Source organism: Legionella spiritensis (assembly GCF_900186965.1).
Classification (GTDB): Bacteria; Pseudomonadota; Gammaproteobacteria; order Legionellales; family Legionellaceae; genus Legionella_C; species Legionella_C spiritensis.
Window position 1 is genome coordinate 386,355 of record NZ_LT906457.1, and the last position, 13,646, is coordinate 400,000.

A 13,646-nucleotide genomic window follows, 5' to 3' on the forward strand; every position below is an offset into this window, starting at 1 on the left:
CGCAACCGGTCAAAACCAGATTAAAATAGTACCAGGCTCTGTTAACATGTTGTTTCGCGCAGCGATAATAGGGATGTTTAGCTGTCATTGCGAGCTTGAATCAGGCTAATAATGCGATCTATTCAGTAATATCACTGCCTTTTCAAGGTATTTACAATGTCAGTATGGTTGACGCTCTTGCCTTGCTCTGGTTATGATTCCGAAGCAATAATGATTAGGGGTATCAAGTGGATGAGCTTAACGAGCTGCTTCGACCGTCATGGGGTTCTGAAGAATGGATTTTGGAAGGATGGAACCAGATTACCGCTGATGAGAAAAATCTCATTCGGGCACGAATGGACGAATTGTTTAAAAACGGTCTGCCTTTTGAATTGAAAAAAGATAAATTAATGTATATTTATACTTTTTCCTTGCTGGCACAATTGGAGGTGCTTGCCATTCAGGTGCCGCTGAAATTCCAGGATAAAATGTCCTCTCCCCAACATCGGCAACGCATGCGGGTTCAGTTTCTTGATGAAATTTTTCATGGCCTGGTCTTTACCAAAATTGTGTATTTGTTATGTTCGCCCTATGCCCAGCCCCCGGCTTACAGCGATAGTATTGAGATACTATGTAATTTTATCCGCAATGAAGAATGTCCCAAAGTTGCCGTCATGCTGCTTAACCTGATTGGTGAAGGCTGGATAGAAGAAATTTTCTACAGTCTCAGACGTCAGGGAATTGCTCCCGAGGTTTTCGATACTATTATCAATGACGAGCATCGCCACGTGTGTGAGGCGGATCTGTATCAGGATATTGGTTTACCTGATCTCGATGACGTACGTCCCAAACTGGCGTATCTCGAGGAACAGTTACTGACCAATATTTTTCTGCAATATAAATACATGTTTTCAGTAAATTCATTATTGGGGGTTGATGGTGCCATTGATTTTCTACAGTCGCTGCATAAAAAACATGTTCAGCAACTTGAAAAAATCAATCTGAAGCCCAGTGAACACTGGAATCTTTTTATGAAAGTCAGTGGCGAATTATTTCCTAAAATTCAACGATACGCGGAATCGAATCATGAGATAGAAATGACACCTATTCGTAAGGTGTTTATGACTCAATGGGACAACCCGTCCGATCCGACCATGGTCGGTGAATTTAATATGAACATCAGTTGTATCGATTTTTTCGGTAAAAAATTTCCGCCTGAAACGATAACCATTCTGATGATGCAGGCAATCAGTCTGGGCATAAGTGAAACCGCGTCTTTTCGCTCTTTTCTAAATCACAAAACACTGTATCAGAGCAAAGAGTCGTATGTTGGACTCATCGTTAAATTGCCGGATTGTGGCGATCATATTGGCACCATTGTCTTTGAAAACTGCCATTTAAACAGCCTGCCGGAATTGTCAGCGCGGATCCGCAATGTTATGAAAATGATGGTGTATTGCTACAAAAAACGTGAACTACTTGAAACACAGCATCCTCATTTGAAAACGATCATTGATAATATGCTCTATGACTTCGCCAACGATTTGTATGACTATCCCATGCCTGGTAATTCCGTGGTTTCATTGAGTAATATTGGTTTTTGCGGGTATAGTCAAACCAAGTCGCCGTTGCGCGTTAACGAGGCTATAAAATTCACCTTGCTGGAGGTTGAGCGCAGACCGGTTTGGAACAAAAAAACCAACTCGTTTGAGCCTCAGGATATCATGCCGGTTTCCATCAGTGCAGATCACAGGATATTTGACGGTAATTTACCTGTGCCAAAGATAACGGTGGATTGTTTTGAGCGTACGTTTGCAAAAATGCAGAATGACTTGACCAAGCCGATACAGCACACATCAAAATCCCAGGAACCACAGCTGGTAAAAACCATCGATCGCATTTTAGAGCACAACCTGGAAGCTGGATATAAAGCTTTGTTGGCTTTGCAGACTTACTGGGTGGAATTTTTGCGGGTCGAGGATATCTTAAGCAAAGAGATGAGCGATGAAATGACGGAATTTTTTTCTTGAAAAAAAATGAGTCATCAACATCTCCAGGATGTTAGTACAAACGGCCAGGACGTCACTACAGGGCTATTGTCCTCCGGTGTTATGACGGCCTTTCGGCTTCCAGGAAATAGGTGGGTGTTTCTCCCACCCCTTTCAATAAAATTTTGCCTCTCGAAGTGAATGTATAGTCTTTTTTCATGCGTTCATAGACGGGTTCCGAGCAATGAATTTTCCCCGGTAATGAGGTACTCTCCAGTCGGGAGGCAATGTTGACCGTTTCTCCCCAAAGATCATAAGTAAATTTATAGGTTCCAATGACACCGGCGATTAACGGACCGGTATGCAGGCCGATGCGGATATTTACTTTATGCTTGCTATAATAATGCGTTTTTACCAAATCCAGCATTTCCAGGCTGGCATGAACACAGGATTGTAAATGATCCGGTTTGAATTCCGGAATACCTCCGGCAACCATATAGGCATCGCCAATGGTTTTGATTTTCTCCAATCCATGCTTCTTTGATATGGCATCGAATCTGGAAAATATATCATTGAGCAACTCAACCAGTTTTTCCGGACTCATTGTCGCAGCCAATGGTGTAAAGTCAACCATATCTATGAATAGTACGGAAACGTCTTCGTAGCGGTTGGCAATATTGGTTTCTTCCGCTTTCAAACGTTGTGCGATACTGAAGGGTAAAATATTAAGCAGTAATTTCTCGGATCGGGCTTGTTCCATTTCGATGGCTTTTTCATAGCGCCGACTTACCTTCAGTGCGGCATAGGAAGCCGGAAAAGCGACAATAAAGCCTAGTAAAATAAAGATAATGATAAAGGCTTTTTCAAGTTTGGAAATTTCCGTGTTGAGCCTGTTTATATTGTCGTGTGAAAACACTCGTAAACTCGTGTCCGGGACTTGAAATGAGTTGATTAATTCCGTTCGCCCTCCTGAGAAAGTCATAATACCACTTATATCCTTTGCGTTTTCCTGCCTGGAATCAGCCGATTCCTGTTGATTGTTTTTCAGCAGGAATTTATAAAAGGAGCTGGATTTTTTACCAATATATTTTTTGATGGGATGAGCAACAAAAAGACCTGATTTTTCATCAACAAGACACAGATAGCCTCGATCCATTTCGGTGTGTGCCAAAGAGGACTGAACGGCCGATATAATGGCTTTTTGATTTTCGCCTCGTTCCAGCAAGCTAGCAATGATGTCAGAAATAATTTTTGCCTGCCGCCTGTTAACGTCTTCATTCATGGCCAGGTAAGTGGAACGTATTTTGTCCAAAAACAAGGGGGACAGTACGGCGCCTACAATAAAAAGCGTAAAAAAAATGCTGAGAAAAGTGAATAAATATAGATTCGATCGTTTAGCTGCCATTATACGTTGTATTCCTTTACAAATTATATGAAGTCAGGGAAACCTTATTATTTCCCGCCAATAACTTAATTATATGAAACAATTTGTATTTTGTTTTTCATCGGATTGATCGGTCGGTTACTCCCCAATTTATAGGTATTTATTTTTAGCCGGTTGCCCATGGCCTATGAGCAACGTATGTGTGGTTCAAGAACTTTATGATGTCGTGCTTGAAAGGCTAAAAAAGACGACTATCATTAAATAGGAGTGGCGGATAGTCTATCTGATAGTTCAGGGCTGATTGTTCAAGTTCAGCAACGGTTTACTGGATTTATTCAAAAAAAGGATTGTATTTATGAAACGTATCAATATTTTTGTACTGTCATTGTTAACGGCGTTATTTTTAGTGCCGGCCATGGCGGCTTCTACGAGTACTGCAGTCAGTACGGTAGCGGATCAGGGATATGATCTGGTCTCTTACCATCAACAGGGCGGCCCGGTGCGTGGTAATGGTGATTATCCCGTATATTATAAGGGTGCGGCTTATATTTTCGCCAATTCAGAGAATAAAAATGCGTTTAAGGATAATCCTGAAAAATATCTGCCGGCATACGGCGGTTATTGTGCGTTTGGTGTTAGCGTAGGCAAAAAATTTATCAGCGATCCGTTGGCCTGGAAAATTGTGGATGGAAAGCTTTATCTGAACCTTAATCAGCGCGTCAGTAAAATCTGGTCCAAGGATATCCCCGGTTATATCAAAAAGGCGGATTTGCAATGGCCCGGGATTAAAGACAAAAGCCCTGACGAACTTTAGGCTACGCGCACTTATCTTTTATCGGCTGCAAATTGCGATTAATTTGCTCAAAAGACCGGTAGCCGTAAGGAGGCCTTCGGCCGTATTGCGGGTTTCATGTTCCAATTTATGCCAGGAGAAGAGGTAAGTACCAGGGGGCAGTTATCCCAATGATATGGACTCATCCTCTATTAAGCGGCTACAGAGCGTTATTATTTACAGGATAAGTGCACAGAACCTGGCGAGGGTGTTTTAGCTCAGAAATATATTTTGTTCGCGCCTGAGAAATCCAAATTAAGGCACGGCGATGATCAGTAAAAAAATAGCAACCACAATGACGGACGATAGCAAGATTTTTCCACCCGGAACAAGAATTATACCGCCATCAGGTTGAGTATGGCGTGCACGCCAGGTCATGATGGCTGGTAACAGCAGCAACAGAATCAAGCAACACACACCGGCATAGGATAAAGCATGCAGATAAATGCCGGGGTTAAATAAAACAACGGCCAACGGCGGCAGAAAGGTTAATGCAAAGGTCCATTTGCCCTGAATTCCGGTTTTTTTCAGTTTTAAACCATCGGCAAGAAAATCGAACAAACCAATAGAAACACCGAGAAATGCGGTCACCATGCAAATCGAGGTAAAGAAACTGAAAAAACCGGTGATAAATTGATTCCCCAACGCGTTATTTAAGGAGTCTGTTAGTCCGCTGGTTGTATGTTCCGTTGTCGTCAAGGCAATCAAGCCCTGTGCGCCGTTTCGTTCTACCACACCCATAATCACGGCGTCCCAAAGGATATAGCAGGTAAGAGGGATTAATGATCCAAACAGAATAACTTTACGAAGTGTTTTGATGTCATCATTAAAATATTCTCTTAAACTCGGTACGATGGAGGCAAAACCAAATGATGTGATTAAGATCATCAGGCTGCCTGTAATGGCTCGCATGGAGCCGCCGGAAAGAATATGAACATCTATATGTGGACTGATAACAGCGACCAAAAGCAGGTATATACCAAGCTTGCCAAACATCAACCCGCGATTGACATAATCAACCGCGCGAATGCCGGTGTAGACAACAAGGCCGAATATTGCGGTAAATACCAGCGACGTAAGCCAGCTTGGCAAGGTCAGATGTATTCTATTAAATAGACCGTTCAATACGTCACTGCCGCCTGAAATATATGCGGCCAGCAAAGTATATAGTAAAAAAAGATAAGTGATCCAGGCAATAATCTGACCTGGCAGACCCAGGGTAGACTTGGCCATGGAAACCATATTGCTGCCGGCGGGTAATCGTAAATTAACTTCCAGGATCAGCATGGCTCCAATGGTCATAATGAACCAGCACAGGATTAGAAAGAAAATCGAATTGACAAAACCCGCTTCCGCTGTAGATACAGGCAGAGCAAGCATTCCTCCGCCAATTGAGGTGCCGACAATCAGGAGTATCCCGCCTATGAATCTGGAATTTGACAATTTATAGTCCATTATGGATAAATTAATTACAATATCTTAATGAATCTATTCATAAAAGTCAATAAAATTACTGTGTTTTTTTGTTCCGGACTATTTTTATAAAAACGTTGTGGCCAGGAACACCGCAGTCCTAAAAAACACCAATTAATTGTCCCAGGGCATTAAGCAGCAGCAGGATTGAAAGCCCGATAACGATAAGCGGCCCCCATTGCCCACCGGGTACCTGATAACGGGGCGTAAATTTTTTTCGGCCAAACAACACCATAAGCGCCGGGAGTATAAGTAATAAAATGACACAAAAAATGCCTGCGTAATTCAAGGCGTAGATATAGGCGCCCGGATAGAAAAGCACGATAAGTAATGGAGGAACAAAGGTCAGGACAAATAATCCTGCTCCCTGTTTGCCGCGTTGTTCGGCACGTAAGCCATCGGCGAGAAAACTGATCAGACAAAGTGCAACGCCTAGAAACGCCGTCAGCATGCAAATGGAAGTAAAAAAATTAAACAGTGAATTAATAAACATGCTGTTCACGGTTGTGGCCAATATGTTTGCCAGGGAACTCGTAGTGTGTTCATCGTGCAGAAGGGCTGCAAGCCCGTCCTCACCTTGAGCAGGCAGGGAGCCAAGAATAACGGCATCCCAGGCAAGATAACAAAGAAGCGGAATGAACGAACCGATCAGGACGACACGTTTTAATGTTTTAATATCATCGTTAAAATAGTCGCGCAGGTTGGGAACAATGATGGCGAAGCCGAATGAGGTAATTAAAATCATCACGGTACCGGCTATGTATCGAATATGGCCGCCTGCGTAATGATGGAATTCGATATGAGGCGCGATCAAGATAACCAGAATAAGGTATGCGGCCAGTTTGCCAAACATCAAACCGCGATTAAGTAAATCAACACGTCTTATTCCACCATAAACCACCAGCCCGAATATCAGGGTGAACAAGGTGCTCGCCACCCATTCGTCCACAGGAATTCCTGCTTTCGCGAACAGACTGCCAAATACGTCGGCGCCTCCGGAAATATAGGCGGATAACAGGGTGTAAAGTAAAAAAAGATAGCTTAACCAGGCAAGCAGCAAACCGGGTGCCCCCAATGTGGATGCGGCCATGGAAACCATGTGTTTGCCGGGAGGCAGGTACAGGTTGGCTTCGACAATATATAAGGCACCCATGGTCATGATTGCCCAGCAAAGGAGAAGAAACAGGGAAGATTGCCAAAACCCTGTCGCGGCATTGGCTACGGGAAGTGCCAGCATACCGGCGCCGATGGAGGTTCCAACGATAAGAAGAATGCCGCCTATAAATCTTGATTTCATCAGTTAAATACCAGGTTAAACAGGATGTCAACAGAGCCTCGTCTTCTTTGTTTCATAGATAAAACAAGCAATTCGCATCCTTGAAGCCTTGATTTTTCTGAATCAAATCGGGACGAAACCCGCTGTTGTTATTTTTTCCAGCCCGCCATCGCAAGAGGGGGAGCTGCCGGGGTCAATGATCCACTAAACCATTGTATTTCCAAACGACGGTTATAAGCACTTCCGTGAATGATGCTATTGTCCCCAATCGTGTTCTTGTCGCCGTAACCTTCGGCGGTAAGCCTTCGGGCTGCGACGCCATTAGCCCATAGAAAAGTAAGCATGGCTTCAGCCCGTGCCTGCGACATCAGTTGTTTGCTTTTACGGGAACCAATGTTATCAGTAAAACCGGCAACATAAATAGGGCTGCGCGGATATAGACGTAATAGTTTGATAATATTGACCAGAGCCGGATAACAAATATCATTTAATTCCGGTGTATTAAACAAAAAATAGCGGTCTGTTGGCACAATTAAGGTCATTGTGTCGCCATATTCAACAAATTGAATGTCCGCCTTTTCCAGTTCCCGGATCAAACTCGGTTTGCTGTCTTTATAAAGGCTGACCATGGAACCGACAACGCCGCCTGCGATGGCCCCGCCCGGAATAAAGCCGGAACTGGCATGACTGGCGACAACACCCACGATGGCGCCGATTCCAGCTCCTTTAGCCGCGTCTTTGGGCATGGAGTTGTATGGTTTAAAGTTATTGAAAGGCGGATGATAACAGCCGCTCAAAGACAGTGACAACAAACCTGTTAACGCCAGATGTCGAGCAGCGTATTTGGTTGCCATTCCTACTCCTGTTTATGTGCATTTTTCCATTATTAAGCATCCGTTCCCATTTCGCAATCCGGCACGTCCGAACAAAAATGATATTTTATAGTTTTTGGGGGTACGAAACAGGTCGTTGATTCGCTATAGTGAGGAATAGATTCACAGGATGGTCGTTTGGAATGGAAGGCAAAAAAATTTCCCCGGGATTGATAATCGCTTCCCTGGGCGTGGTGTTTGGTGATATCGGAACCAGCCCGCTCTATGCGATACGTGAGACATTATGGGGATTGCCTATTAATGTGGTGGATGTGCTTGGGGTATTATCCCTTGTTTTCTGGTCTTTGGTCATTGTTATTTCATTGAAATACCTGGTGGTGATATTTCGTGCGGATAATGAGGGTCAGGGCGGGATACTTGCCTTGCTGGCTTTATTGAAGCAAAAAAAAACACGATATGAATCTTTATTGTATTTATGCGCTATTTTTGGCGCGGGACTGTTAATCGGCGACGGCATGTTAACCCCCGCCATTTCGGTGACCAGCGCTATTGAGGGGTTGGAGGTTCTTTCACCTCATTTTGAAAAATTCGTGATCCCCTTGTCGTGCGGCATTATATTATGCCTGTTTCTGGTGCAATCGAAAGGTACCGGGAAAATAGGTATTGCGTTTGGTCCGGTTTTGATCGTCTGGTTTCTCACCATTGGCCTACTTGGGTTGATACAGATTATTGCCAACCCCATGGTTTTGAAAGCGATCCATCCCTATTACGCGTTTGAATTTTTTCGTGAAAATGGTTTAAAAGGCTTTTTTTTATTAGGGGGCGTATTTCTGGTTGTGACCGGAGGCGAGGCTTTGTATGCGGACATCGGTCACTTTGGAAAAAATCCCATCCGATATAGTTGGTTTTTTATTGCATTACCGGGTTTGTTGCTGAATTATTTTGGACAATGTGCCAATTTGCTGCTGCATCCGGAGAATATTGTCAATCCTTTTTACAAGCTGGCCCCACCCGGGTTTTTTATACCGCTCTTGATTATTTCAACCATGGCTACGATTATCGCGTCCCAGGCGATGATTTCCGCTACGTTCTCATTAACAAGACAAGCCGTGCTGCTGGGTTTGTATCCTCGGCTTCCCATTATCCAGACTTCCAGGAAATACGTCGGGCAAATCTATATTCCACAGGTGAATTTGTTTCTTTTAATCGGAACGCTTGTGCTTATTTTTACCTTTAAAAACTCATCCGGTCTGGCGCATGCTTATGGTATTGCGGTGAATATGGATATGCTGATGGTCACTGTAATGGTGGCTTATGCCGCACGTAAGATCTGGCGCTGGTCGTTATGGCAGGTTATTCTTGTTTTCTCGGGGCTGATATTGGTTGACTTGATTTTTCTGACTGCCAATTCACACAAATTTTTGACGGGAGGATGGGTTCCGATTTGTTTTGCGCTTTTCGTCGCCTTTATTATGTACACATGGCGTAATGGCTTGCGGTACCTGAAAAAGAACTATTATTTGCAAAAAGAAGATATTTCTAAAATTGTCAAGCAGTTGCATTATAAAACGTTGAACCAGTTACCGGGACTTACCGCTATTTTCATTACCGATATCTATGATCGAAGTGGAGGAAGTTTTCTGCATTTTCTCAAATTAAGCCTTGCTGTTCCCGAGAATATTCTGATTGTTAATTACACAGTGAGAAACAAACCGCATATTTATCAAAATCATCGTTATAAAGTTACCAAACTGGATGATACCTTTTATAAAGTGACGCTGCGCTATGGGTTTATGGATAATATTTCAATTCCTGACGCTTTGCAGTTGTTGAATGAAAAAAAATTGTTGCCTTTCAAGGTCAATGTTGACTCTGCCACCTATATGGTTGAAATTCCCAATATCATGGCATCCAGGGAAAAAAGCACATTGATGTTTTTCTGGCAAGAGAAATTGTTTGCGTTTCTCATGCGTAATTATTCGGTCAATTTGAATATCGAATTTTATAATTTACCTTATAACCGTACCATAGCTATTGGAACGTATTGTCAGATATAACGGCACACTTGTCATTGTTGTTTAGAAACAGGTAGCCGGGATATTCTGCGGAGAGGCTTGCAGTCACCGCTCAATGGCTTTTTCGGCACTACTATCTGGACATTGATGCCCTTAATAGTGGGGCTGGTCAGTGCGTTTCTCAAATAATCAATCAATGAAACATCGACGACCCCGTCACTTTGAGAGGAAGCATGCCGGAATATCAGGCTGTCGTTTTTTCGAAATACGAATCCCAGGTGCGAGACATTCAGGTGAGTTCCTATCTGGCGAGTTAAATCCCAGTTCGGGCGGACAATTTCAATGATGGCTCCATTGGGGATTCGGGAAAAAAGATGTTGATTGGCTTGTCCTTTTTTATTAAATAAAACACGTAACGGCAAATAAGGCAGGGTAGATCGGGTGCGTGGCAGGGTGTTTCCCTTCTTTTTAAGTTCCGTCAGTCGTTTCATTTGCTCTTTATGATCAGGTTTTGCCAGTTTTACGTTGTCTGTTGTAAAATGCTGATACCAGGATGGTTTGTCAATCAGGGCGCTTGCTGTTTGGGCGACAATGTTTTGATTTGCATCAGTGATAGACATCGTTATGTCTTTGACAAAGCCTTGTTTTTGATTGTTTTGATTCCAGTCAAGACCGGTAAAGTGATTTCGCTGCAGAAACCGGCATTGTCCTTGGTTGTAGCGTAACTGACGCAGGCAATGTTGAAACGTCAGGGAGTTATCCGCCAGCGCGATGGCCAGGATGGTGGTTACAAATGTTTCACAGTCGAACGCGTCTGTCCGGTAACGTGGCGATTGATCATAGCGCGCGTTTTTCCCTTCACCCAGCGCGCCGAGAAGATAAGGTTTGCCAAGGAATTGAGCGCTAATAACCTCCAGCCGTGCTGACATATCATGATTCGGTATGTTATTGATACTATGATATAGTGATTTGAGCGTGGTGTCGGCTTGTTGTTCACTGGTTTGCCCGGCATGATTCAAACCGATAAAACAAATCAGAAGGCCAATACCGACCGTACGCAGATGAAGTGAAGACATATTGTTTTCTCAGTATTATTGTAAGAAAATTTTAACCTGTATTACAGCCGAGGTACAAGAATGCTTAACGCGATATGGCTGGGTATGATTCTGCTGTCTGTTGTTGTGGGTGTTATTCAGGGACGTCTGGATAATGTGGTTCATGCCGTCACGGATTCGGCAAAACTTGGATTTGAAATTGCCCTGGGATTGACCGGAATTATGGCGTTATGGTTAGGCATTATGGCCATCGCGTCCGAGTCTGGCCTGATCACCCGGCTTGCCCGTTTGCTCAGGCCGGTGATGCGCCCCTTGTTTCCTGATGTTCCCGTTGATGATCCGGCTATGGGTTCCATGATTATGAATATGGCGGCCAATATGCTCGGATTGGGCAATGCCGCGACGCCTTTTGGCTTGCAGGCAATGAAAGAGTTGCAACGTCTCAATGCCAACGCAGAACAGGCCAGTGATGCCATGTGTACTTTTCTGGCTATAAATACGTCCAGTATTCAATTAATTCCAGCCACTGCGATTGCGTTTCTAGCTGCCAATGGCGCTCTTCATCCCAGCAGTGTTATTTTCAGTTCCCTGGTCGCTACGGTAGCGTCTACGGTGGTCGGTGTGACTGCCGTCAAGCAGTTGGCCAAGCTTCCGGCTTATCGGCTGAAAGAGGTAAAAAGCATATGACCGAGATAGCTAATCATATTTCAAACTGGATTTTACTGGGTTTTGTTGTGGGGATTCCACTTTATGGGGCGTTTCGCAGAATTAACGTATTTGATGCGTTTGTATCCGGCGCCAAGCAAGGATTTGAAACCAGCGTTAATATTATTCCCTATTTGATTGCCATGATGGTTGCCATCGGGATGTTGCGTGCTTCCGGTTTTTTTGAGTTGATGAATCATATTCTTGCTCCGATATTATCAGCACTCGGGATGCCGTCCGAATTGGTGCCTCTGGCATTGGTCAGGCCTTTTTCCGGAACGGCGGCAACGGGATTAATGGCTGAATTGATTAATGAAAATGGCGGAAATTCCTTTATTTCAAAAACGGCGGCGACCATGATGGGCAGTACTGAAACCACTTTTTATGTCATTGCGGTTTATTTTGGTGCCGTTGGCATCAAGCGGACACGTCACGCTATTCCGGCGGGATTGCTGGCTGATCTGGCAGGAATCATTGCCAGTGTGACCGTGTGCCGCTATTTGTTTCTTTAGGCTTCGTTCACGGAACAGCTAGCCGTTTTTGCGTTTATTTTCTACGGACTTACTGGCCAGATTGCCTTCTTCAAAAAGTTTTAATTGAGCCAGCAGTGTATTGGTATTGGCCTTGAACGTTGCCATTTCCTTGCCAGGGACGGATTCGCCCTGGGGTAAAGGGATGGTGGTAGGATTTTTCGGTTGATCATTAATACGAAATTCATAATGACAGTGCGGACCGTTGGCAAGACCGGATTGCCCCACGTAGCCAATCACCTGCCCTCTTTTTACGAAATCTCCTTTGGATAATCCCTTTTGAAATTTCAACATGTGTCCATAAATGGTGCTGTAGGTTTTATTATGGGTAATTTTAATCATATTGCCATAGCCGTTTTGGCGGCCAATTATAGCAATCCGTCCGTCACCCGTGGCTGTAATGGGCGTACCGATTCTGGCTGCCAGATCGACGCCTCGGTGAGCCCTGCGATAATGAAGGACGGGATGGTAGCGGGACAGGTTGAATGTTGAACTAATATGACTGAACCGGACAGGGTAACGATTGAAGGCTTTTTTCAGGCTGGTGCCTTGCGGTGTGTAATAATCCGTCTGGCCATTGCGACTGGTATGTCGGACTGCCTGAAATACGTGGCCATGATTCTTGTATGATACGGCAAGAATGTCTCCGGTTCCAACCAGTTTGTCCTCAATATAAAACGCTTTATAGAGGATAGTAAATTGGTCTCCGGCCCGGATATCTCGGGAAAAGTTGATTTCCCAGTTGAAAATCTCTTCCATTTGTCGAATAAGTTTATAGGGAATGTTATGACGCTTTGCCGTACCATATAGAGATCCGGCCACGGTGGCTGTTACAAAATGATTATGGCTGTTCATTTTTCGCGTGTTGATTTTGCTTTTATAGTGTTCGCCATTGCGATAGACCACAAGAAACTGGGTGCTGGTCAAGGGTAAAATCATTTTTTCAAGCGTTTGCCGGGCTACTAGAAATTGTATTTCCTGATTGGGTTTCAATTTGGATAGTACGGTGGCGTGAGGGTTGTCTTTAAGAATATCGTTGAGTGTTTTGGCGCTTAAACCCAGGCGATTGAAAACACTCGCTAACGAGTCGCCGGATTTTGTTTTGATAATTTCCCAGTTCTTTTCCGACTTCTCCGTATTTGCTGTCGATGGTATTACTGAACCGTTGCGCGCGGATGTAACTTCTTTATCTGTAGACGGGGAGGGCGTCGCCTCTATGGCCTCGACCGGTGCTTCCTCCATCGGTTCTTCAGAATGGTTGAACCCGGATTCCCGCTCATCACTTTTATCGTTGGTTTTGGGTAAGGCCAATGTCCGGCTGGTGAATTTCGAGTGTTGTTTATGGGAAAACGATTTTACCAGTATAAAAGGCAAAGCAAAGGCAATAACCAAAGCTATCAGTGCCAGCAGTTTCGAGGGCCTTGCCGGCTTGTTTAAAGAGGCATTAGGTCGATGAGCCATGTTTCGCCTTTACTACTGTCATCCTGGGGAATTCTGTTCATTCTGGTTATTGTAATTACGATTTTTATACATTTTTTTGTTGTGCCGAATTAGCAGGTTCTGCGAGCAAAATTTT

General features: G+C 44.0%; 11 protein-coding genes. 5 read left to right on the forward strand and 6 right to left on the reverse strand.

Going from position 1 to position 13,646, the window contains the following annotated elements:
• Positions 1–227: 227 nt before the first annotated feature.
• Positions 228–2,009 (forward strand): 2-oxo acid dehydrogenase subunit E2, encoded by a 1,782-nt coding sequence (locus CKW05_RS01785; protein ID WP_058482664.1) that lies wholly within the window; start codon positions 228–230, stop codon positions 2,007–2,009.
• A 79-nt stretch (positions 2,010–2,088) separates the two neighbouring features.
• Here CKW05_RS01785 and CKW05_RS01790 read toward each other — a convergent pair whose 3' ends face one another.
• Positions 2,089–3,372, reverse strand: a complete 1,284-nt coding sequence (locus CKW05_RS01790; RefSeq protein ID WP_058482663.1) for an adenylate/guanylate cyclase domain-containing protein — start codon at positions 3,370–3,372, stop codon at positions 2,089–2,091.
• Between the two features lie 334 nt (positions 3,373–3,706).
• Here CKW05_RS01790 and CKW05_RS01795 point away from each other — a divergent pair, with 334 nt between their 5' ends.
• The gene (locus CKW05_RS01795; RefSeq protein WP_058482662.1) at positions 3,707–4,165 is read left to right on the forward strand and encodes a YHS domain-containing (seleno)protein; all 459 of its coding nucleotides are present in this window, start codon (positions 3,707–3,709) and stop codon (positions 4,163–4,165) included.
• Positions 4,166–4,438: 273 nt separating this feature from the next.
• Here CKW05_RS01795 and CKW05_RS01800 read toward each other — a convergent pair whose 3' ends face one another.
• From CKW05_RS01800 to cmpA, 3 genes are all read right to left on the reverse strand, one after another.
• Entirely contained in the window at positions 4,439–5,626 is a 1,188-nt protein-coding gene (locus CKW05_RS01800; protein WP_058482709.1) for an amino acid permease, read from the reverse strand.
• 130 nt (positions 5,627–5,756) lie between these two features.
• Positions 5,757–6,953: an amino acid permease gene (locus tag CKW05_RS01805; protein WP_058482661.1), complete on the reverse strand. Its 1,197-nt coding sequence runs from the start codon at positions 6,951–6,953 to the stop codon at positions 5,757–5,759.
• A gap of 128 nt (positions 6,954–7,081) precedes the next feature.
• Positions 7,082–7,786: a C-OmpA-like family protein CmpA gene (cmpA, locus tag CKW05_RS01810; RefSeq protein WP_058482660.1), complete on the reverse strand. Its 705-nt coding sequence runs from the start codon at positions 7,784–7,786 to the stop codon at positions 7,082–7,084.
• Between the two features lie 161 nt (positions 7,787–7,947).
• Between cmpA and CKW05_RS01815 the strand changes: the two genes are divergently transcribed.
• The gene (locus CKW05_RS01815; RefSeq protein WP_058482659.1) at positions 7,948–9,822 is read left to right on the forward strand and encodes a potassium transporter Kup; all 1,875 of its coding nucleotides are present in this window, start codon (positions 7,948–7,950) and stop codon (positions 9,820–9,822) included.
• 11 nt (positions 9,823–9,833) lie between these two features.
• Here the strand turns inward: CKW05_RS01815 and CKW05_RS01820 are convergent, their stop codons facing one another.
• Positions 9,834–10,856, reverse strand: a complete 1,023-nt coding sequence (locus CKW05_RS01820) for an N-acetylmuramoyl-L-alanine amidase-like domain-containing protein (RefSeq protein ID WP_058482658.1) — start codon at positions 10,854–10,856, stop codon at positions 9,834–9,836.
• Between the two features lie 60 nt (positions 10,857–10,916).
• Between CKW05_RS01820 and CKW05_RS01825 the strand changes: the two genes are divergently transcribed.
• A complete protein-coding gene (locus tag CKW05_RS01825; RefSeq protein WP_058482657.1) occupies positions 10,917–11,522 on the forward strand; it encodes a nucleoside recognition domain-containing protein in 606 nt (201 codons plus the stop codon).
• Positions 11,519–12,052 (forward strand): spore maturation protein, encoded by a 534-nt coding sequence (locus CKW05_RS01830; RefSeq protein WP_058482656.1) that lies wholly within the window; start codon positions 11,519–11,521, stop codon positions 12,050–12,052. Before CKW05_RS01825 ends, CKW05_RS01830 begins: the two co-directional genes overlap by 4 nt.
• An 18-nt stretch (positions 12,053–12,070) precedes the next feature.
• On the opposite strand, the gene CKW05_RS01835 is transcribed toward CKW05_RS01830, so the two are convergent.
• Entirely contained in the window at positions 12,071–13,531 is a 1,461-nt protein-coding gene (locus CKW05_RS01835) for a peptidoglycan DD-metalloendopeptidase family protein (protein WP_058482655.1), read from the reverse strand.
• Positions 13,532–13,646 lie beyond the last annotated feature (115 nt).

Bases quoted from the DNA above. Each gene is read 5' to 3' on its own strand.
- CKW05_RS01820 (WP_058482658.1), bottom strand. From the start codon at position 10,856: ATGTCTTCACTTCATCTGCGTACGGTCGGTATTGGCCTTCTGATTTGT.
- CKW05_RS01795 (WP_058482662.1), top strand. From the start codon at position 3,707: ATGAAACGTATCAATATTTTTGTACTGTCATTGTTAACGGCGTTATTT.
- CKW05_RS01815 (WP_058482659.1), top strand. From the start codon at position 7,948: ATGGAAGGCAAAAAAATTTCCCCGGGATTGATAATCGCTTCCCTGGGC.
- CKW05_RS01790 (WP_058482663.1), bottom strand. From the start codon at position 3,372: ATGGCAGCTAAACGATCGAATCTATATTTATTCACTTTTCTCAGCATT.
- CKW05_RS01805 (WP_058482661.1), bottom strand. From the start codon at position 6,953: ATGAAATCAAGATTTATAGGCGGCATTCTTCTTATCGTTGGAACCTCC.
- cmpA (WP_058482660.1), bottom strand. From the start codon at position 7,786: ATGGCAACCAAATACGCTGCTCGACATCTGGCGTTAACAGGTTTGTTG.
- CKW05_RS01825 (WP_058482657.1), top strand. From the start codon at position 10,917: ATGCTTAACGCGATATGGCTGGGTATGATTCTGCTGTCTGTTGTTGTG.
- CKW05_RS01830 (WP_058482656.1), top strand. From the start codon at position 11,519: ATGACCGAGATAGCTAATCATATTTCAAACTGGATTTTACTGGGTTTT.
- CKW05_RS01835 (WP_058482655.1), bottom strand. From the start codon at position 13,531: ATGGCTCATCGACCTAATGCCTCTTTAAACAAGCCGGCAAGGCCCTCG.